The organism is Plesiomonas sp. ZOR0011, assembly GCF_000800945.1.
GTDB lineage: Bacteria > Pseudomonadota > Gammaproteobacteria > Enterobacterales > CAMTGL01 > Plesiomonas > Plesiomonas shigelloides.
The window spans coordinates 25,726-45,398 of the sequence record NZ_JRKB01000025.1 but is presented as its reverse complement, the minus strand read 5'-3'; the positions used below and the strand labels follow the sequence as shown (position 1 = coordinate 45,398).

Here is a 19,673-nt window from a genome sequence, read left to right as displayed (position 1 = left end):
CGTGGTAACCGAGCACAATCGTAACGCGCGTCCAGCATTCGTGGTGGGCGCGTTTTTCTTTACATAACTTTTCTTATCTCGCCCTTGCTGGCGCCAGTCCGCCCCCGTAAAGTACTTTCCGTGATTCATATCCTTCGTTGTGGGAGTGTAAATAATGAAGATGAAAGTAGGGATGCTGGTGGCAACGTTATTATTGGCGGCTCCCGCATTCAGCCCAGCACTGCAGGCCGCGGAATTCACCGATGGCAAGCAGTACACCACCTTTGATAAACCGGCCACCGCCAAGCCACAAGCACTAGAGTTTTTCTCGTTTTATTGTCCGCATTGTTACGCGTTTGAGTATGACTATGGCCTACCGGCTAAGATCGAATCAGCGCTGCCAAAAGACGGTGAATTTATCCAATATCACGTCGATTTTTTAGGGCCGTTAGGGCCGGATTTGACCCGTGCGTGGGCGGTGGCGATGGCGCTAGGGGTGGAAAAGCAGATCCAACCGGTGCTGTTTAACGGGATCCAGAAAACCCGCACCATCAACAGCGTGGCCGATATCCGCAATGCCTTTTTGCAAATCGGGGTGAGTGCACAAGAGTATGACTCGGCACTGAACAGTTTCATGGTTAACGCGCTGGTCGCCAAGCAACAGCAAGCGGCGCAAGCCTATGAGCTGCGCGGTGTGCCGACCGTGATCATTGATGGCAAATACCAGATTAACATGGGCGGTTTGCCGGCCGATTCTACCGAGCAGTTTATCCAAAGCTATGATGGCGTAGTGAAATTCCTGCTGCAACAGCCGCGCGCCTAAACAGCGCTATATAAAAACCGCTAGGTAAAACCGCGATGTAAACGCAAGGGTGTTGGTCAGTGACCCGCGCGGAGGGTGAGAGGCATGGTCTGTGTCTCACCCTCGAGCTGTTTTTGGCGCTGTTGTGCGCAGTCTATGTTCGCCCTCAGATCAATGAGGGAAACACTGGCGTTTGCAGCAATTCCCGTAGGCGTGCATCGTGTGGGCTATTGGCTGGCCACAGGGCGTGCAGGGTAAAGGCTTGCGGCGGGAAATCGGCTTGCACGCGCCACTGCGCCGGTAGCTGGCTTGCCGCCAGCTGATCGGGGATAAAGGCACAGCCCGGCTGATGATGCAGATGCTGCAAGGTTTGCAGCAACGACTCACTTTGTAGCCGTGGTGGGTGATCCGGCGCAAACCACACCGCTTGTTGCTGGATGAACGCGTTGCCCCAGTCGATGCGGCAATATTGCTCTGGGCGCAGCCGTACTCCGCTCGGCAGGTTAGTGCCCAATTGTAACCGGATTTCACCGCAGTCGAGGGCGTTAATCTCTTCGCTGCGCGGCAGATCGAGGCTGAAGGCCAAATCACACTCTTGTTCGGCTAACTGACGGCTCACGGAGCGGGAGCTGCTGATCAGGGTGCGCAGTGGCTGCTGTGGGTGTTGTTCGCTGAGCCGGCCAAGCCAGTCGGTCAATCCCGCTTCCCACAGGCAGGCCGGCGCACTGAGGCGCAGCGGCTGGCCTTGCTGCGGCGATTCGGTCACTTCCTGCCGAGCCTGTTGCCAGGTTTGCAGCAGGGTGCGGGCATACGGCACCAAGCGCTCGCCTGCCGCGGTAAGCTGGATGTTATGGCGATGACGATTGAATAACACCACCCCCAACTGACTCTCTAGCTGGCGGATCCGAAAGCTCACGGCGGACTGGGTCAGGTACAGGGATTCAGCGGCTTTACCGAAGTGCCGGGTTTTACTCACGGCAATAAAGGTTTTCAGTAATTCGGTATCCACGTCCCATCTCCAAAAAAACTCATCATAACGATAAAAATATTTTGTTTTACAGCGGCGTCAAGCCTCACTAATACTCCGCGCCATAAACCACACGACCATGATACTTTAGGAGCGTGTCTCATTATGGCGGAAAGCTTTGTAACAACACGTCGCTTCTTCGATAATAAGCATTATCCGCGTGGTTTCGCCCGTCATGGCGATTTCACCATCAAGGAAGCACAGATTCTCGAGCGTCTGGGTGCCGCTTTCGATGAGCTGGACTCTGGCAAGCGCCAGCCGGCCACGGAAGAAGAGCAGCTGTTCGTGGCGGTATGCCACGGCGAGCGTTCAGCAGCAACGGAAAATGAAAAGGTTTGGATCAAGTACCGTGACAATACGCGGCGTCCGAAGCGTTTTCATACCCTGTCTGGCGGTAAGCCGCAGGCCGATGCCGCGGAAGACTACACCGACAGCGATGAGTAAAACAACCGGCGCCTGATGGCGCCGTTTTTTTTGCCGTACATTGGCGCACTTACTCTGGCTCTGGCGTCGATTGGCCACTGGCGACGCGGCCAAGGTGCTGTAAGACGCGATCCATGGCGCGATAGCCGAGGGCTTCGGCCAGATGCTGGCGCTGCAAATGCGGCTCGGCGGCCAAATCAGCCAGTGTGCGCGCCACTTTCAAGATCCGGTGATAGGCACGCACCGACAATCCGAGTCGACACAAGGTTTGCTCTAAAAACAGCGCATCTTGGCTGTTTAGATGGCAATCTTGCTCCACTTCACGGCTACCCAGTTCGGCATTGAGTTTACCACGCCGCGCCAGTTGCCGCTCGCGACAGCGCAGGATGCGCTCTCGAACCTCGGCACTGCTCTCGCCGCGCTGCGGCGTCCCACTCAAACTGCCTTGCGGCAGCAGTGGCACTTCAATCGATAAATCAAACCTGTCTAAAAACGGGCCGGATAAACGGCTTAAATAGCGCAGCACTTGCTGAGGTGAACTGCGGTTATGCGTGCCTTGGTAGTGGCCGCTTGGGCTGGGGTTCATGGCTGCGATCAGCTGAAAACGAGCCGGAAAACGCACTTTGGCTTGGGCGCGCGAGATAATGATCTCCCCCGATTCCAACGGCTCGCGCAGCGCATCGAGTACCTTGCGATCAAACTCCGGTAACTCATCCAAAAACAAAATCCCGTTATGGGCTAGCGAGATCTCACCCGGGCGCGGCAGGCTACCGCCACCGACCAAGGCCGCTTGCGAGGCGCTGTGGTGCGGGGCGCGAAACGGGCGCTGTTTCCAGTTACCGGCATGAATGTCTTGGTGCACTAACGAGCCAATCGCGGCGGTTTCCAGCGCTTGCGCGTCACTGAGCGGCGGTAACAAGTCACGCAGTCGGCTAGCGAGCATGGTTTTGCCGGTGCCCGGCGGGCCAAGTAGCAGCAAATTGTGTTGGCCGGCGGCGGCAATCTCCAGCGCCCGTTTGGCTTGCTGTTGGCCTATGATGTCCTGCAAATCGGCGCTGGATGGCGTTAGCGCCGTATGCGCTGCGAGTGGCGTTTGATGCGCTAGCGGCTGTTTGCCGTTTAAGTGCGCGCAGACTTGCGCCAGATTTTCCGCCACCAACGGGGCGGCATTGCCCACTAATCCCGCTTGAGTGGCATTGGCGGCCGGTAAAATCAGCTGCCGATCAGCGCTATGGGCGGCCATCACCGCCGGGATCACGCCGGTAACGGCGCGCAATTCACCTGAGAGCGCTAACTCGCCGGTAAATTCATAGCGAGCCAGCGCACGGTCATCAATTTGCCCTGAGGCGGCCAGAATACCGAGGGCGATCGGCAAGTCGAAACGGCCACCTTCCTTGGGTAGATCGGCGGGTGCCAAGTTAACGGTAATGCGCCGAGCGGGAAATTCCAGCCCGCTATTGAGTAGCGCACTGCGCACCCGATCGCGCGCCTCTTTGACCGACGTTTCGGCCAGACCAACCAGTGTCAGCCCCGGTAAACCGGCGCTGATATGCACTTCGATGGTAACTGCCGGTGCCTGCACGCCGATGCTGGCGCGGCAGTGAATAATGGCCAGTGACATAGCGGTGGAGTATTCCTTGTGATGAGCGCCTACGAGGGCAAAAAAAGAGCTTCATTTTTACCCTTAAAAATCAGTTTGTTATTCAGGCGCTTTTTAGATGCGCGAAGATTTTCGCAAAAATAAGTTGTCAAAAACTGAACAGCTGTGATACCTCTTTAATTGTGCAAAGCATGACCGGGCTCTCATTGCCGGAGGCGTGGTCAGCTAACAAACACAACAACTAAACACTATAAATCCGGGAAAGAATTCGACTTATGCAGTCTATCCGTGCCGTGCTAACCCTAATTATCGTCAACGTGGTGATTATTATCTCACCGCGCGGGGTCGCACTTGGTAAACGGCAGACTGACTAACAGACAGGCAAGCCGGAAAAGGAGAAGCCCCCGCACCGAAAGGTCCGGGGGCTTTTTCGTACAGGAATACCGGCAGACACATTCACAAGGAGTACAGAGCATGAGTGACACGCCAAGCATCCGTACCCGCCATGAGCAGATGAGGTAAAGCCATGACGGGATCGCAGCGAACGGGAGCCCAATGGGTGGTAGAGGCCTTGCGAGCGCAAGGGGTGGAGACAGTGTTCGGTTATCCGGGCGGTGCGATTATGCCGGTGTATGACGCCCTGTATGATGGTGGCGTCGAACACCTGCTGTGCCGTCATGAGCAAGGGGCGGCGATGGCGGCGATCGGTTATGCCCGTGCGAGCGGTCGCGTTGGGGTCTGTATCGCCACGTCTGGCCCGGGTGCCACCAATTTGATCACCGGTTTGGCCGATGCGTTGCTGGATTCGGTGCCGGTGGTGGCGATCACCGGTCAAGTGGCCAGCCCACTGATTGGCACCGATGCCTTTCAGGAAGTGGATGTGCTCGGTCTTTCTTTGGCTTGTACCAAGCACAGCTTTTTAGTGCGTCGTCCTGAGGAGCTGACCTCGGTACTGGCCGAAGCCTTCCGTGTGGCCAGCAGTGGCCGTCCGGGGCCGGTGTTGGTCGATATTCCCAAAGATATTCAACTGATGGCTATTCGTCCGCAGCCGTTGGCGGTGGCCGATGCGCCGCAGCCTAGTTGCCCGTCATCGGCACTGGCGCAGGCCCAGCAGTTGCTGCAAGCCGCGCAGCGCCCGATGCTGTATGTCGGTGGTGGCGTAGCCTTGGCCGGCGCGAGCGCGCAGCTGAATGCCTTACTGCGCCACAGCGCCATGCCGTCGGTGGCGACTCTGAAAGGCTTGGGCGCGGTCGATCCGCACCATCCCTACTACTTAGGCATGCTTGGCATGCACGGCAGTAAAGCGGCCAATCTGGCGGTGCAGCAGTGCGATTTGCTGCTGGTGGTCGGGGCACGTTTTGATGACCGGGTGACCGGCAAGTTGGACACCTTTGCCCCTGACGCTAAGGTGATCCATCTGGATATCGACAGCGCCGAGTTTGGCAAATTGCGCCGTCCCGATGTGGCATTACACGGCGATCTGCGTACGTTACTGCCTGCCCTCAGTGCTGCACTGGCTGCGCCGCTTAGCATCGCGCCGTGGTTGGCGCAGATTGATGCGCTCAACGCCGAGCACGCGTGGGATTATGCCGCGGCGGCGCACGGTGAGCGCATTGATGCTCCGGCGCTGCTGCGTACGCTGTCACAGCGCCGTCCACGCACCAGTGTGGTGACCACCGATGTGGGTCAACACCAGATGTGGGTTGCTCAACATATGCAGTTTACTTCTCCGCACGATCTGCTGACCTCTGCCGGTCTGGGCACGATGGGCTTTGGGTTACCGGCAGCGGTGGGCGCGCAGATGGCGCGGCCACAAGATTGCGTGATCTGCGTTTCCGGCGATGGCTCGTTCATGATGAACGTGCAAGAGCTCGGCACTCTTAAGCGCCGGCGTCTGCCGGTAAAAATCGTACTGCTGGATAACCAGCGTCTGGGCATGGTACGGCAGTGGCAATCGCTGTTTTTTGCTGGCCGTTTTAGTGAAACCGATTTATCGGATAACCCCGATTTCCTGACGTTGGCATCGGCGTTTGGCATCCCTGGTCAGCAAATCTGGCGCCAAGATCAAGTGGACGATGCGCTGGAAACCATGCTGGCAAGCCCAGGCCCTTATCTGCTGCACGTACGGATTAACGAACAGGACAACGTCTGGCCACTGGTTCCACCGGGCGCCGGAAATGACACTATGCTGGAGGCGCTGTGATGACATCCCCAATGAGCCATACCCTGACAAGCCACAGTGCGATGCACACCTTGGTGGTCGATGCGCGTTTTTGTCCGGAAGTGGCCGAGCGTGTATTACGTGTAACACGGCATCGCGGTTTTCAGGTCTGGGCCATGAATATGGTGCTGGCAGACGCCGCGGATCGTGTCAATATTGAGCTTACGGTCTGCAGTGAGCGGCCGGTGGAGCAGTTATCCGCCCAGCTGGGTAAATTGATTGATGTCGCCAGTGTCTGTCTGCGGGCTGTACAGTCTGACAGTAACGGTATGTTGGCCGCCCCCCACCCGATGATCCGTGCCTGAAGCACGGCCAAGCGACAAGGATGAAATGATGAGCAAGAAAGCAGATTTTATTTGGTTTAACGGTGAGATGGTGCCTTGGGCTGAGGCCAAAGTACACGTATTGTCCCACGCCATGCACTATGGCACGTCGGTGTTTGAGGGGATCCGCTGTTACAACACGCCAAAAGGCCCGGTGGTCTTCCGTCACCGTGAGCACATGCAGCGCCTGCTGGACTCCGCCAAAATTTACCGTTTCCCGATCCCTTATTCGTTAGAGCAACTGATGGAGGCATGCCGCGCCACCTTGCGCGACAACCATCTGGAGAGCGCCTACATTCGTCCGCTGGCCTTTATCGGTGATGTGGGATTAGGGGTCAATCCACCACCGGGCTATCAGTGTGACTTGATCATCGCTGCTTTCCCGTGGGGAGCCTATCTGGGTGAAGAAGCGCTGCAGCAAGGGGTGGATGCGATGGTGTCGTCGTGGAATCGCGCCGCACCCAACACCATTCCGACCGCGGCCAAAGCTGGCGGTAACTATCTGTCTTCCTTGCTGGTGGGCAGCGAAGCGCGCCGTCACGGCTACGCCGAAGGCATTGCGCTGGATGTGCGCGGCTATGTTTCGGAAGGGGCGGGTGAGAACCTGTTTGTGATTAAAAACAACGTGATTTATACCCCACCATCGACTTGCGCCTCACTGCCGGGGATCACTCGCGATGCGATCACCACCTTGGCGCGCGATCTGGGCTACGAAGTACGCGAAGAAGTGATTGCCCGCGAAGCGCTGTATCTGGCCGATGAAGTGTTTATGACCGGCACCGCCGCGGAAATCACTCCGGTGCGCAGTATTGATGGTATCGAAGTCGGTATTGGCCGCCGCGGCCCTGTGACCGAGCGTTTGCAACAGGCGTTCTTCGGGCTGTTCAGTGGCGAAACCGAAGACAAGTGGGGTTGGTTGGATCCGGTGAATCCGTAAGTTTGACTACTTGTACACGCAGATCGGCACGAGTAACAGCATCAGCTTTGCGGCGGCCTGATGGCCGTCGTGATACTGCAGTCGATGCAGGATACAGTGCCGTCGATACCGTTTTTCTACGGCGCGCGCGAAGCGCCGCCGTCTCAACACAGGGATGATTTTCATGGCGAAGTACCGCTCCGCAACCACCACGCATGGCCGTAATATGGCGGGCGCGCGCGCACTGTGGCGTGCCACCGGCATGCAAGAAAGTGATTTTGGTAAGCCGATTATTGCGGTGGTGAACTCCTTTACCCAGTTTGTGCCAGGCCATGTGCACCTGCGTGATTTAGGCGCGTTGGTTGCTGGTGAAATTGAAGCCGCGGGCGGGGTCGCCAAAGAGTTCAACACCATCGCGGTGGATGATGGGATCGCCATGGGCCACGGCGGCATGTTGTATTCCCTGCCCTCGCGAGAGTTAATTGCCGACTCAGTCGAGTACATGGTGAACGCCCACTGCGCCGATGCCATGGTGTGTATCTCCAACTGCGACAAAATCACCCCCGGAATGCTGATGGCTGCGCTGCGTCTCAATATCCCGGTGATCTTTGTCTCCGGCGGCCCGATGGAAGCCGGTAAAACTAAACTCTCGGATCAAATCATCAAGCTGGATCTGGTTGATGCCATGATCCAAGGCGCCGATCCCAAGGTCTCCGATGAACAAAGCCAACAGGTCGAACGCTCGGCCTGTCCAACCTGCGGCTCTTGCTCGGGGATGTTTACCGCCAACTCCATGAACTGCCTGACCGAAGCGTTAGGCTTGAGCTTGCCGGGTAACGGTTCACTGTTGGCGACCCACGCCGATCGCCGTGAGCTGTTCGTGCAAGCAGGCCAGCGCATTGTGAGTTTGACCAAGCAATATTACGAACAGGACGATGCGCGCGTGCTGCCACGCAGCATTGCCAGTAAGGCGGCGTTTGAAAACGCCATGGTGCTGGATATCGCCATGGGCGGCTCTACCAACACCGTATTGCACCTGTTAGCGGCGGCGCAGGAAGCGGAGGTCGATTTTTGTATGGATGATATCGACCGCTTATCACGCCAAGTGCCGCACCTGTGTAAAGTCGCGCCAAGCACCCAGAAATATCACATGGAAGACGTCCACCGCGCGGGTGGCGTGATGGGGATTCTCGGTGAGCTTGACCGTGCCGGTCTGCTCAACCGCGAAGTGCGCAATGTGCTACAACTGAATTTAACCGATACGCTGGCGCGTTACGACATCATGCAAACGGACGATCCGGCGGTGCGCGAGATGTTCCGCGCTGGCCCAGCCGGTATTCGCACCACGCGCGCCTTTTCCCAAGCCTGCCGCTGGCCAACACTGGATGACGATCGTGAGCAGGGCTGTATCCGCCGCCGCGAACATGCGTACAGCCAAGATGGCGGGTTGGCGGTGTTGTCCGGCAATCTGGCGCAAAACGGCTGCATCGTTAAAACCGCTGGGGTAGAGGCGGAGAATTTACTGTTCCGTGGTCCAGCGCGGGTATTTGAAAGCCAAGATAGCGCGGTGGAGGCGATTTTGGGCGGTCAGATCAACGCCGGTGATGTGGTGCTGATCCGCTACGAAGGGCCAAAGGGCGGACCGGGGATGCAAGAGATGCTGTACCCAACCAGTTACCTCAAATCGATGGGATTGGGCAAAGCGTGTGCCCTGATCACCGATGGCCGTTTTTCGGGCGGCACATCCGGGTTGTCGATTGGTCATGTGTCGCCAGAAGCGGCCAGCGGTGGGGTGATTGCGCTGGTGGAAGAAGGCGATCTGATTGCCATTGATATCCCGCAGCGCAGCATCGTGCTGGAGGTGGATGAGGCAACGTTGGCCGCCCGAGCTGCGGCCATGCAGGCGCGCGGTAAGCAGGCGTGGAAGCCGGTCGATCGCCAGCGGCCAGTATCGCTGGCACTACGCGCCTACGCCAGTTTGGCTACCAGTGCCGATCGCGGCGCAGTGCGCGATCGCAGCAAGCTAGAGGAGTAACCCATGTCGCAAGCGGATTTTCTCAGCGCGCAGCCACAAGCGTTAGAGTACCTACGCGCGGTGGTGCAAGCGCCGGTGTATGAGGTTGCGCAGGTCACCCCGTTACAGACGATGGATAAGCTCTCGGCGCGTCTCGGTAACTGTGTGTTGGTCAAACGCGAAGATCGCCAGCCGGTGCACAGCTTTAAGCTGCGTGGGGCGCACGCCATGATTGCTACGTTGTCGCCAGCACAAAAAGCCGCTGGGGTGGTCGCCGCTTCGGCCGGTAACCATGCTCAAGGGGTAGCGCTGTCGGCCAGTCGCCAAGGCTTGAAAGCCTTGATTGTGATGCCGCGGACTACCCCAGATATCAAGGTAGAGGCGGTGCGCGGCTTTGGCGCGCAAGTGTTGTTGCATGGCGATAACTTCGATGAAGCCAAGGCCAAGGCGATTGCCTTGGCGCACGAACAAGGGCTGACCTTTATCCCGCCGTTTGACCATCCGGTGGTGATCGCCGGGCAAGGTACGTTGGCGCTGGAATTATTACAGCAAGACGTGCATCTGGATCGGGTGTTTGTGCCGGTCGGTGGTGGCGGTTTGGCGGCGGGTGTGGCGGTGGTGATCAAGCAGTTGATGCCGCAAGTCAAAGTGATCGGCGTTGAATCGGAAGACGCTGCCTGTTTGCAGGCGGCATTAGAAGCCGGTGCGCCGGTGGATCTGGCGCGAGTTGGTATGTTTGCCGATGGCGTGGCGGTGAAGCGCATCGGCGACGAAACCTTCCGTCTGTGTCAGCACTATCTGGATGACGTGGTGACGGTGGATAACGATGCCATCTGCGCGGCGATGAAAGATTTGTTTGACGATGTGCGTGCGGTTTCTGAGCCTTCTGGCGCCTTATCGCTGGCTGGGCTGAAAAAATATGTCCAGCTACACGGCATCCAAGGTGAGCGGTTGGCGCATGTGTTGTCTGGCGCCAACCTCAATTTCCATGGTCTGCGTTATGTTTCCGAGCGCTGTGAGCTGGGCGAGCAACGCGAAGCCTTGCTGGCAGTGACTATCCCTGAGCGCAAAGGCAGCTTCCTGCAATTTTGTCAGTTGCTGGGCGGGCGTTCGGTCACCGAGTTTAACTACCGCTATGCCGATCCGGACAACGCCAGCATTTTGGTTGGGGTGCGTTTGACCCGCGGTATCAGTGAGCGGCAAGAGATTGTCAGCGAGCTGCGTGCGGGGGGCTATGACACCCTTGATTTGTCCGATGACGAGCTGGCTAAACTGCACGTGCGTTACATGGTGGGCGGCCGTCCGGCGCAGGCCTTGAGTGAGCGGCTGTACAGCGTGGAGTTTCCTGAGTGTCCGGGGGCGTTACTGCGCTTTTTGCAGATGCTAGGCACCCGATGGAATATCACCTTATTCCACTACCGTAACCACGGTGCCGATTACGGTCGGGTACTGGCCGCCTTTGCCTTGCCGCCAGATGAGCAGTCAGCCTTTGACCGTCATCTGCAAGAGCTGGGTTATGTGGCCCACGATGAGACCGATAACCCGGCGTTTCGTTATTTTCTGGCCCGTTAACGGCGTTATTGCGCACTTAACCACCAAAATTGCCACTCAGAGCCATCCCTATTAGGGATGGCTTTTATTTTTGCTGTGGTGCGGTTGGGGTTTTCTTATGAGTAGTGGTACGCGAAGTTGATGGGGTTTATGGTGTGCTGACCGTATCCCAAAACGCAGCTAATAGCGGTTCATGTAAGCGTTTTTTCTGCGCGCAGACCCCCAGATCAAACGGCACAAAATCCAGCGATTCCACTTCCAATTTGGCCACCCGATCACGTACCGGACTGTTTTCCACCACCACGGTGGGAATGGCAGCCACCCCGCAACCGAGCGCCACCATCGACACTATGGCTTCATGGCCGGCGACGGTCGCATATATGTGCGGATGTGTGACATGTCGGCGGCGCAGCCACTGCTCGATACGCCGCCGCGCTGGGCCGTGCTCCGGCAAGATAAACGGCACCTGTGCCCACGGCACCGGCTGTTGTAAGACTTGTTGGCGCACCTGACAGGCCATGGCCGGGATCACCAGCGCCAGCGGAATTTCGCCCAGCGAGACAAACGCCGCCGAGGCCGGTAGCGGCTCGGGCCGGGCGGCGATTGCCAAATCTGCCGCATCTTGCAACACGCGCCCCACCGCATCGGCCGCATCGCCGGTGCTGAGTTTGATCTCCACTTTCGGGTAACGTAGGCGAAAACGGTCCAAAATGGCCGGCAAGTGGCTGTAGGCGGCGGTCACCGAGCAAAACAGACGCAGCTCCCCTTGCAGATCATCGGCTTGTGGGCGCAACTGATGTTGTAGCTGCTGCCAATTGAGCAAAGTCTGCTCGGCAAAGTGGCGCAGCTGACGACCTGCATCGGTCAGGGTGACGCTGCGGTTATCGCGCACAAACAATGGCTGCCCCGCTTCCTCTTCTAAGCGCTGAATTTGGCGCGATAAGGTGGAGGGGCTGACATGGCAAGCTTGGGCGCTGCGGCCAAAATGGCAGCTGTCGGCCAGATGCAAAAACAGTTTTAAATCACGCAGTTCCATCTGCCACTCTCCATAGGATTAGCGCTGTAGGCCGCGCAGGGAGCGCGGGTATTGGCCGCATCCATTACGTTGCAAATAATGCAATACCATATTCGGAATATATCAATTTAAGCAACGACAATCTTCGCCTAGTATCAGATTAACGCCACCGATTGCTTACGCACGGTTTACATCGTTAACCCTGCGGCAACAGCCATCGGCGCCGGTCACAGTGGCCGGAGAATGGAATTGATGCTTACCCGAAAGCCTTAGCGCGGCGCTGCTTGCCGACCTACATGCAGTGCCACGGACCTGAATCACGGAGAGTTTGTCATGGCTAACTATTTTAATACCTTGAATTTACGCCAGCAGCTGGCGCAACTGGGCAAGTGCCGCTTTATGGCGCGCGATGAGTTTGCTGCCGGAGCCGAGTACCTCAAAGGCAAGAAAGTGGTGATTGTTGGCTGTGGCGCCCAAGGTCTGAATCAGGGCCTGAACATGCGCGATTCGGGTTTAGAGGTGGCGTATGCGCTGCGTGATGAAGCGATTGCGGAGCGTCGCGCGTCGTGGAAAAAAGCCACCGACAACGGTTTTGTGGTCGGCACCTATGCAGAGCTGATCCCGCAAGCCGATCTGGTGGTGAACCTGACCCCAGATAAGCAGCACTCCGCGGTGGTGCAAGCGGTAATGCCATTGATGAAGCAAGGTGCAGCCTTAGGTTACTCGCACGGCTTTAACATCGTGGAAGTGGGCGAGCAGATCCGTAAAGACATCACCGTGGTGATGGTGGCGCCGAAGTGCCCGGGCACTGAAGTGCGCGAAGAGTACAAACGCGGTTTTGGTGTGCCGACCCTGATTGCGGTGCACCCAGAAAACGATCCACAGCGCGAAGGCTTGGCGATTGCCAAAGCGTGGGCGGTGGCGACCGGCGGCGATCGCGCCGGGGTGCTGGAGTCCTCTTTTGTCGCCGAAGTGAAGTCGGATTTGATGGGCGAGCAGACCATTTTGTGCGGCATGCTGCAGGCCGGTTCGTTATTGTGCTATGACCAGCTGGTGGCGGAAGGTACCGATCCGGCTTATGCCGGTAAGTTGGTCCAGTTCGGTTGGGAAACTATTACCGAAGCGCTCAAGCAAGGCGGCATCACCTTGATGCTGGATCGTCTGTCGAATCCAGCCAAACTGCGCGCCTTCGCGCTGTCTGAGCAGATTAAGCAGATTTTGCGTCCGCTGTTTGAAAAACACATGGATGACATCATCAGTGGTGAGTTCTCTGCCGGCATGATGGCCGATTGGGCCGAAGATGATGTCAAACTGCTGACCTGGCGCGCCGAAACCGGTGACAGTGCATTTGAAAATGCACCGGTCTATAGCGGTAAGATTGAAGAGCAAACCTACTTTGACCAAGGCACCGTGATGGTGGCGATGGTTAAAGCCGGGGTGGAATTGGCGTTTGAGACCATGGTGGCGTCCGGTATTTATCCTGAGTCGGCATACTATGAATCACTGCACGAGTTGCCGTTGATTGCCAACACCATTGCCCGTAAGCGTCTGTATGAGATGAATGTGGTGATCTCCGATACCGCAGAATACGGTAACTACCTGTTTGCCAATGCCGCAGTGCCATTGCTGCGCGATCAGTTGATGCCAACTTTGCAACCAGGCGATCTGGGTCAGCCGGTGCCTGCTGCTGGGGTGGATAACGCCGCGCTGCGCGCGGTCAATGAAGCGATCCGCAACCACCCGATTGAGGTGATTGGTCAGACTCTGCGCGGTTATATGACCGACATGAAGAAAATCAGCGTGGCCGGTTAATCGGCACCCTGCGCCATAACGTTTTCCGCTAAATCACATTAAGCAAACTGTTGCCCGGCTTTGGCCGGGCTTTTTTATACCCGTTCTACTTGCCGCTTACCGGCAATGCCACGTGGTTTGGGTTTGTGCCGCTGATGAGGTGTGTTACCGGTTGCGGCCCCTTTTTTTCGTGATCGAACCCGCTTCTTGCGGTCAAGTGATTGCCGCCGCGCAGGCTTGGCGCTATGCTCGGGAGGTTAAATTCTCAGGGCGGGGTGTAAGTCCCCACCGGCGGTATCTGTCTTATGCCAGCGGCATAACGGCAGCAGCCCGCGAGCGCCTGCCATACCTTGGTAGGGTCAGCAGATCCGGTGAGAAGCCGGGGCCGACGGTTATAGTCCGGATAGAAGAGAGTGACGACACGCAACTACACTGCCAATGGCAGCTGGTTGTTATTGTCTGGTGATCGGCCAATCGGCTGCGCTTACTGGTCTGTATTTGGCTTTTGCTGTCAACTCGTGATGGCGAGAGGTGAAATACCGTGGTGAGCGGGCGGTAGAACGCGGGCGCCGTTTGGCGGTGCGCGCAGGGTCGATAACCTGTAACTCCCTCTTGTTGTGCCCTGATTCTGGTAATCCATAGTATTTGCATGAAGGACGTTTTTTACCATGAATCAGTCACTGCTTAGTGCTTTTGGCTCCCCGATTGAACGCGTTGAACAAGGTTTAGCAGCACTGCGTGCTGGCCGCGGCGTGTTGGTGCTGGATGATGAAGATCGCGAGAACGAAGGCGATCTGATTTTTGCCGCCGAAACTATTACACCAGAGCAAATGGCGCTCACGATTCGTCATGGCAGCGGCATTGTGTGTCTGTGTATCACCGAAGCGCGTCGCCGTCAGCTGGAGCTGCCGATGATGGTGGAAGTGAACTCCAGCCAGAATCAAACCGCCTTTACCGTGACCATTGAAGCGGCGTACGGTGTCACCACCGGCGTTTCAGCGCAAGATCGCGTGACCACGATTCGCGCGGCGATTGCTGATGATGCGCGTCCGTCAGATATTCATCGCCCAGGACACGTGTTTCCACTGCGCGCCCAAGATGGCGGCGTGTTGGCACGTCGCGGTCATACGGAGGCGACTATCGATCTGATGCGTCTGGCCGGCTTTAAGCCGTATGGCGTTTTGTGTGAGCTGACCAACGATGATGGCAGCATGGCGCGCACGCCTGAGGTAATTGAATTTGCCCGCCAGCATCAGATGCCGGTACTGACCATCGAAGATCTGGTGGCTTACCGCGAAGCGTATCCATTTGCGGAGTAATGCTTGAGGTTTGGGCTTAACTGTTTTGAGTCATCGCCTCGATAAAGGCCGGCATGTTGCCGGCCTTGTGCTGTTTGGTTCACCGGAGTCAGATGCGATTAGGCCGCATCATTGGCAGTTGGCATAAAGCGCTGAATATCCACCTCATCAATTTGCTCCGGGCGCATGTAACGGCGTGCGTACTCGTACCAAATCCCGCTACTGAGGAACAGGGCAAACAGCTGCGGATCCAGATGCTGACCTTGCACCATGTTAGCCATGATACCGAGTGACTCACTCAAGGTTTTCCCTTTCTTATACGGTCTATCCACCGCGGTTAAGGCTTCAAACACATCGGCAATCGCCATCATGCGCGCGGTCAGGCTCATTTGCTCGCCGGTCAGGCGGCACGGATAGCCTTTACCATCCATGCGCTCATGGTGTCCGCCGGCAATTTCCGGTACATGCGACATGTTGCGCGGGAAAGGCAGGGTTTTCAGCATTACGATGGTTTGCACGATGTGCTCATTGATCTTGTAGCGCTCCTCATCGGTCAGCGTGCCACGGCGAACACTGAGGTTATACAGCTCGCCACGGTTATACAGGTAATGCGGCGCCTGCATATTAAAGCCATAGCCTTGTGGTAGCTGATCGCGTGCTTCGCGTGGGAACAGATGATCATCGCGGTCGGCCAGTAACGGCTCCCAAACCGGCAGTGTTGGCGCTGGGGTGCGGTTTTTGCGTTGCAACTCTTCGTGGGATACGCCAATTCGGTCATCCAGCGTGCGCAGCCAGCGGCGCTCGGCAATCTGTTGCAGGCGCTGTAAATGTTCATCTGACATAAACTCACCACCAATATTGCAGGTAGCGATAAAGCGAAAATCTTCATCCAATTGCACGATAGCGCTTTGGTACTGCTGCTCGATGGATGATGGGTCGAGGCCCTGTAATTGCTGCTCCAATGCGTGGATTTTGGCATCACGCTTCAGCACTTCAATGCGCATTCGGATCTCGTGCAGCCGATCGTAGATGGTCTCCAGCTTCGTGGCTTTATCCACCACAAATTCCGGTGTGGTGACTTTGCCGCAGTCATGCAGCCAACTGGCGATGTGCAGCTCTTCACGCTCATCGGCACTTAAGCTGAACTCGGCAAACGGTCCGGTTTTGGCTTCGACCGCCGCCTCAGCCAGCATTTCGGTCAGCTCTGGGACGCGCTGGCAGTGACCGCCGGTGTAGGCGCTCTTGGCATCAATGGCTCCGGCCATCAGCTGGATAAAGGCATCCAACAGGTTTTTTTGCTCTTGTAACAGACGCTGGGTTTCCACCGTCACCGACAGGTTACCGGCTAAGGCTTCCACCAGTTTGAGTTTAGCCGGTTCGATATGTTGCTCGGCACTGAACGGGTTGACCAGTACCAGTAAACCAATCAGTTGATCATTGCGATTGCGCATCGCGACCAGCACCGACTCCAACGGCCCAAGGGCTTGACTGAGCGCCAGCAGCTCCGGCGTGCTATCGGCTGAAATCTGATGCTGGTGCAGCATCGCGCCTTGTAAGGCTTGTTGCAGCAAGGCGCTGGTGGTGTGGTTCAGGTGAATTGGCGGCAAGGCGCTGGCATCTAGCCGCTCTTCGCGCCATTGCCACAGAGCGGGAGTCAAGGTGGTGCAATCACGGTCGGGCAGGTAAATCACTCCGCCGGCCATGCCGACCAGATGGGTGGTTTCTTGCATTAAGCCGGCCAGCAAGGTAGTGAAGTCGCGCTCGGCGGCCAACGAGTTACCAATGCGCAAGAATTGCTGGATGGTGCTGCGCATCTTGTTCATGGTTTGTGCCAGCTCATCGATTTCCAGCACGATGGAGTTCACCGGCTTTTGGGTATCGAAGCTAAAGCGGCGAATTTGCTCGGCATTTTGTCGCAGCTGATTCAGTGGCTTTGCAATGCGGTAGGCAATCCACCACGTGATTGGCACCGAGGCCAGCAGAACCAGACAGGCAATCAGCGTGGATTGATTGCGCGTTTCGATCGCGCTGGCCAGCATCACATCGGCGGGGGTGGCAATGGCTAAACGGAACACTCCATGCGCGTTGTTGATTGGCAATAACGAGCCGAACCACGGTTGCTCGCGGTAGGTGAAGGTCAGATGCTGCTCTTGCTCACGCGGTAGATCTTGGCTCAGGCTCAAGAGCTCGGATAACGGTGGATTGGGGAAGGTCTCGACCGAGGCCATGCTGATTTGGCGCTCCGCATTCATGCGGATCACTTCCCGTGGGTCAAGGCTGGCGATGATAGTGTCTTGCGGGCTAATCAGCGCCATTTTACTGCCCGCTGGCAGCTTTTGGGCGCGCAATAAATCACTGAAGGTGCGCAGTGAAATATCGATCCCAATCACCGCGTGCTGATTTTTGGCGCGTCGGCTGAGGGTGGTACCGATTTCCCGTGATGAGGCAAACACATACATCGGTGACATGATTTGCTGATCCGTGTTCACGCTGGCTTGATACCAACCTCGCTCACGTGGATCGTACAGGTACTCGGGTTTATCGTCGTTACGCAGCAAATTGAGCTGGTCATCAAAATAGAGAAAGTTACGCCGAACTTGGCTCGGGTCTTGTTCATTGTGATCGATGCTTTGCACCAGCCAATCGGCATTGTGCGGGGCTTGCCAGTTGGTGCGATTAAGCGGAGTTAGGCGGCGCATCAGCAGCATATCGCCATCGGCATAACCGGCGTATACCGAGTTGGCGTAGGGGCTACTGCGTAAAATTTCGCGCAGGCGTGGCAGCGAGTCAAAACGCTGCTCTAGGGTCTGGTAGGTGGTGATCGGCATGGTGGTCAGCAGATTGACCGCAATCCCCATGGTTTGTGTACTCAGATCCAGCTCGGCGGCGGCATTATTCCCAATGTAGCCGTATTGGGTACGGGCATTGTCGATATTGAGCTGGTTAGCGCGCCAGTAATTAAAGCCAATCAGCAGTGCGCCGACTAAGAACATCAGCAAGCTGAACAGGATCGCAATCTGAATTTGCAGCGGGAAGCGCCGGTTACGCCAGAACGAGGTCATAGTTATCCGCCCTGATAATGATGCATCTGGTGGTCATGATAGCGGGTCGGCTTGCGGCAAGGTTGCTTGCGATGCCGGTCTTATTAAAAGAAATGTAGTCATAAATGGCCACTTGCGCCGCTTCTTTTTTAGCTGGCGCCGCGGGTGGCGAGCAGATAATAGCAAGTTATGAACGAATAATACTGAGGAGTATGTCAATGGCAGCCCAATGGCTGCCATGAGGAAGGGGATTTGGCTAGATTGTGGACGGTTTAACGGCTTACAGCAGGGCCAAACTAAATCCCATCACCGCCATACCACACAGAACGCCGTGGCTCGGGTTGGCTTCTGGTGCCAGATCTTTGGCCAGTGGCATCAGCTCATCCACGGATAATGCCACCATGATCCCCGCCACTGCCGCCATAATCAGCGCCATCAACACTGGCGAGATGATCGGGCCCAGCACTAAGGCGGCCAGCAAACCACCGGCAATTTCAGCAATCCCAGATAAACCGGCCCAGAAAATTGCTTGGCGTTTAGAGCCGGTTGCGGCGTAGACCGGTGCGGCCACCGCCAGACCTTCTGGAATATTGTGAATCGCCACGGCCAGCGCGATCCCTAATCCGAGCTCCAAGTTGCTGCTGGCGGTGATGTAGGTGGCAATGCCTTCAGGGAAGTTGTGCAAGCTAATGCCAAGCGTCAGCAGCATGGCGGTGCGGCGCAGTTTTTTATCGGACATCACGCCTTGCTTGGCTGATGACAGCATCAAGTCATGGGCATGGTCGTGTGGCAACATACGGTCTAAGGCAAAGTAACCGAGCAGACCGGCAATAAAGGCCGCGTAACCGGCCAGCGCCGACACGCCAGGCGTGGTTAGCGCCGCGGGAAGCATTTCCATCAGCGCAATCAGCAGCATGATCCCCGCGGCAAAACCCAAGGCAAAGCTTAATACGCGGTTCGAGGGTTTGCGACCAATCACCCCAGCCAGCGCACCGACAAACGTCGCGCCACCGGCCAGCAGTGTCAGTACCAAGGGGACTGTCTGGACGGAGGTAAACAGAGCGGGGAGAGTCAGTGTCGTCATCGGCGCGCCTCATGCTGCAATTGATACTTATTATCATTTATTGCAGTGTAGCGGGATTACTGTTGAAAAGACAACCGGTGTGAAGAATAAAACTGATAGTTAAAACCGATTAATCGGGGGAATGGCAAGGCCATAGCACCTCGATGAGGCGACACTGGATAGCAGCCTACGGCAAATCGAGCTGATTTACCGTATGGCTGCGCGCGATGACAACGGCACTGTAACCGTAACGCAGTGCGTGGCTCTGCGTTAGGATTGTGTTAGTCGCGTGGCTCGGCTGGGGTCTCGCCGGCTTGACGCGCTTCCAGCTCAGTCAGACGAGCTTCCAGTTGCATCAGCTTTTCGCGGGTGCGCAGCAACACTTGGGTCTGCACATCAAATTCTTCGCGGTTAACCACATCCAGCTTGGCCAGTTGGGCTTGCAGAATTTGGCGGATCTTTTTCTCGGCTTCCTCGCCGAAATCGCGGATCCCCTTGGGCATAGATTCATGCACCTGACGGGCAATCTGCTCGATTTTTTTCGGATCAATCATCGTCATTCCTCCTGAGATAGACTTCTATTGTACGGTAACTGAGGCGCGATAGGTA

At 56.8% G+C, this 19,673-nt stretch carries 15 protein-coding genes and 1 riboswitch; of the genes, 9 read left to right on the top strand and 6 right to left on the bottom strand.

What is annotated here, in order from left to right; genetic code table 11:
• Nucleotides 1-172 precede the first annotated feature (172 nt).
• Nucleotides 173-802, top strand: coding sequence for a DsbA family protein (locus L975_RS04135; protein ID WP_036769310.1), 630 nt, complete (start codon nucleotides 173-175; stop codon nucleotides 800-802).
• 145 nt (nucleotides 803-947) lie between these two features.
• On the opposite strand, the gene hdfR is transcribed toward L975_RS04135, so the two are convergent.
• On the bottom strand, nucleotides 948-1,790 hold the full coding sequence (hdfR, locus tag L975_RS04130; protein ID WP_047707369.1) for an HTH-type transcriptional regulator HdfR: 843 nt from the start codon (nucleotides 1,788-1,790) through the stop codon (nucleotides 948-950).
• A 123-nt stretch (nucleotides 1,791-1,913) separates the two neighbouring features.
• Here hdfR and L975_RS04125 point away from each other — a divergent pair, with 123 nt between their 5' ends.
• On the top strand, nucleotides 1,914-2,252 hold the full coding sequence (locus L975_RS04125) for a DUF413 domain-containing protein (RefSeq protein ID WP_010862918.1): 339 nt from the start codon (nucleotides 1,914-1,916) through the stop codon (nucleotides 2,250-2,252).
• Nucleotides 2,253-2,301: 49 nt separating this feature from the next.
• Here L975_RS04125 and L975_RS04120 read toward each other — a convergent pair whose 3' ends face one another.
• A complete protein-coding gene (locus L975_RS04120; protein ID WP_047707367.1) occupies nucleotides 2,302-3,852 on the bottom strand; it encodes a YifB family Mg chelatase-like AAA ATPase in 1,551 nt (516 codons plus the stop codon).
• 505 nt (nucleotides 3,853-4,357) lie between these two features.
• On the opposite strand from L975_RS04120, the gene ilvG reads away from it, so the two are divergent.
• The 5 genes from ilvG (at nucleotide 4,358) to ilvA (ending at nucleotide 10,877) form a co-directional block, all read left to right on the top strand.
• Entirely contained in the window at nucleotides 4,358-6,034 is a 1,677-nt protein-coding gene (gene ilvG, locus L975_RS04115; protein ID WP_047707365.1) for an acetolactate synthase 2 catalytic subunit, read from the top strand.
• Entirely contained in the window at nucleotides 6,034-6,357 is a 324-nt protein-coding gene (ilvM, locus tag L975_RS04110) for an acetolactate synthase 2 small subunit (RefSeq protein ID WP_230400777.1), read from the top strand. The genes ilvG and ilvM overlap by 1 nt, the downstream gene beginning before the upstream one ends.
• A gap of 25 nt (nucleotides 6,358-6,382) precedes the next feature.
• On the top strand, nucleotides 6,383-7,312 hold the full coding sequence (locus L975_RS04105; RefSeq protein ID WP_167550108.1) for a branched-chain amino acid transaminase: 930 nt from the start codon (nucleotides 6,383-6,385) through the stop codon (nucleotides 7,310-7,312).
• Between the two features lie 163 nt (nucleotides 7,313-7,475).
• The gene (ilvD, locus tag L975_RS04100) at nucleotides 7,476-9,326 is read left to right on the top strand and encodes a dihydroxy-acid dehydratase (RefSeq protein ID WP_047707363.1); all 1,851 of its coding nucleotides are present in this window, start codon (nucleotides 7,476-7,478) and stop codon (nucleotides 9,324-9,326) included.
• Between the two features lie 3 nt (nucleotides 9,327-9,329).
• A complete protein-coding gene (gene ilvA / locus L975_RS04095) occupies nucleotides 9,330-10,877 on the top strand; it encodes a threonine ammonia-lyase, biosynthetic (protein ID WP_047707361.1) in 1,548 nt (515 codons plus the stop codon).
• 127 nt (nucleotides 10,878-11,004) lie between these two features.
• Here the strand turns inward: ilvA and ilvY are convergent, their stop codons facing one another.
• Nucleotides 11,005-11,892: an HTH-type transcriptional activator IlvY gene (gene ilvY, locus L975_RS04090; protein ID WP_047707359.1), complete on the bottom strand. Its 888-nt coding sequence runs from the start codon at nucleotides 11,890-11,892 to the stop codon at nucleotides 11,005-11,007.
• Between the two features lie 312 nt (nucleotides 11,893-12,204).
• Here ilvY and ilvC point away from each other — a divergent pair, with 312 nt between their 5' ends.
• Nucleotides 12,205-13,683: a ketol-acid reductoisomerase gene (gene ilvC / locus L975_RS04085; protein ID WP_047707357.1), complete on the top strand. Its 1,479-nt coding sequence runs from the start codon at nucleotides 12,205-12,207 to the stop codon at nucleotides 13,681-13,683.
• A 236-nt stretch (nucleotides 13,684-13,919) separates the two neighbouring features.
• Nucleotides 13,920-14,081: riboswitch (FMN riboswitch) on the top strand.
• Nucleotides 14,082-14,330: 249 nt separating this feature from the next.
• Nucleotides 14,331-14,981, top strand: a complete 651-nt coding sequence (ribB, locus tag L975_RS04080) for a 3,4-dihydroxy-2-butanone-4-phosphate synthase (protein WP_047707354.1) — start codon at nucleotides 14,331-14,333, stop codon at nucleotides 14,979-14,981.
• Between the two features lie 98 nt (nucleotides 14,982-15,079).
• On the opposite strand, the gene L975_RS04075 is transcribed toward ribB, so the two are convergent.
• The 3 genes from L975_RS04075 to L975_RS04065 all read right to left on the bottom strand — a co-directional run bounded on the left by L975_RS04075 (nucleotide 15,080) and on the right by L975_RS04065 (nucleotide 19,618).
• Entirely contained in the window at nucleotides 15,080-18,022 is a 2,943-nt protein-coding gene (locus tag L975_RS04075) for an HD domain-containing phosphohydrolase (RefSeq protein ID WP_052181261.1), read from the bottom strand.
• Nucleotides 18,023-18,281: 259 nt separating this feature from the next.
• Nucleotides 18,282-19,085: a zinc transporter ZupT gene (gene zupT, locus L975_RS04070; protein WP_010862906.1), complete on the bottom strand. Its 804-nt coding sequence runs from the start codon at nucleotides 19,083-19,085 to the stop codon at nucleotides 18,282-18,284.
• Nucleotides 19,086-19,345: 260 nt separating this feature from the next.
• Nucleotides 19,346-19,618, bottom strand: coding sequence for an accessory factor UbiK family protein (locus tag L975_RS04065; protein ID WP_010862905.1), 273 nt, complete (start codon nucleotides 19,616-19,618; stop codon nucleotides 19,346-19,348).
• Nucleotides 19,619-19,673: the final 55 nt, after the last annotated feature.

Coding starts and splice junctions, on each gene's coding strand:
- L975_RS04075 (WP_052181261.1), bottom strand. CDS start 18,022: ATGACCTCGTTCTGGCGTAACCGGCGCTTCCCGCTGCAAATTCAGATT.
- ribB (WP_047707354.1), top strand. CDS start 14,331: ATGAATCAGTCACTGCTTAGTGCTTTTGGCTCCCCGATTGAACGCGTT.
- L975_RS04125 (WP_010862918.1), top strand. CDS start 1,914: ATGGCGGAAAGCTTTGTAACAACACGTCGCTTCTTCGATAATAAGCAT.
- ilvY (WP_047707359.1), bottom strand. CDS start 11,892: ATGGAACTGCGTGATTTAAAACTGTTTTTGCATCTGGCCGACAGCTGC.
- L975_RS04120 (WP_047707367.1), bottom strand. CDS start 3,852: ATGTCACTGGCCATTATTCACTGCCGCGCCAGCATCGGCGTGCAGGCA.
- L975_RS04135 (WP_036769310.1), top strand. CDS start 173: ATGCTGGTGGCAACGTTATTATTGGCGGCTCCCGCATTCAGCCCAGCA.
- ilvG (WP_047707365.1), top strand. CDS start 4,358: ATGACGGGATCGCAGCGAACGGGAGCCCAATGGGTGGTAGAGGCCTTG.
- zupT (WP_010862906.1), bottom strand. CDS start 19,085: ATGACGACACTGACTCTCCCCGCTCTGTTTACCTCCGTCCAGACAGTC.
- L975_RS04065 (WP_010862905.1), bottom strand. CDS start 19,618: ATGATTGATCCGAAAAAAATCGAGCAGATTGCCCGTCAGGTGCATGAA.
- ilvD (WP_047707363.1), top strand. CDS start 7,476: ATGGCGAAGTACCGCTCCGCAACCACCACGCATGGCCGTAATATGGCG.
- ilvA (WP_047707361.1), top strand. CDS start 9,330: ATGTCGCAAGCGGATTTTCTCAGCGCGCAGCCACAAGCGTTAGAGTAC.
- L975_RS04105 (WP_167550108.1), top strand. CDS start 6,383: ATGATGAGCAAGAAAGCAGATTTTATTTGGTTTAACGGTGAGATGGTG.
- ilvM (WP_230400777.1), top strand. CDS start 6,034: ATGACATCCCCAATGAGCCATACCCTGACAAGCCACAGTGCGATGCAC.
- ilvC (WP_047707357.1), top strand. CDS start 12,205: ATGGCTAACTATTTTAATACCTTGAATTTACGCCAGCAGCTGGCGCAA.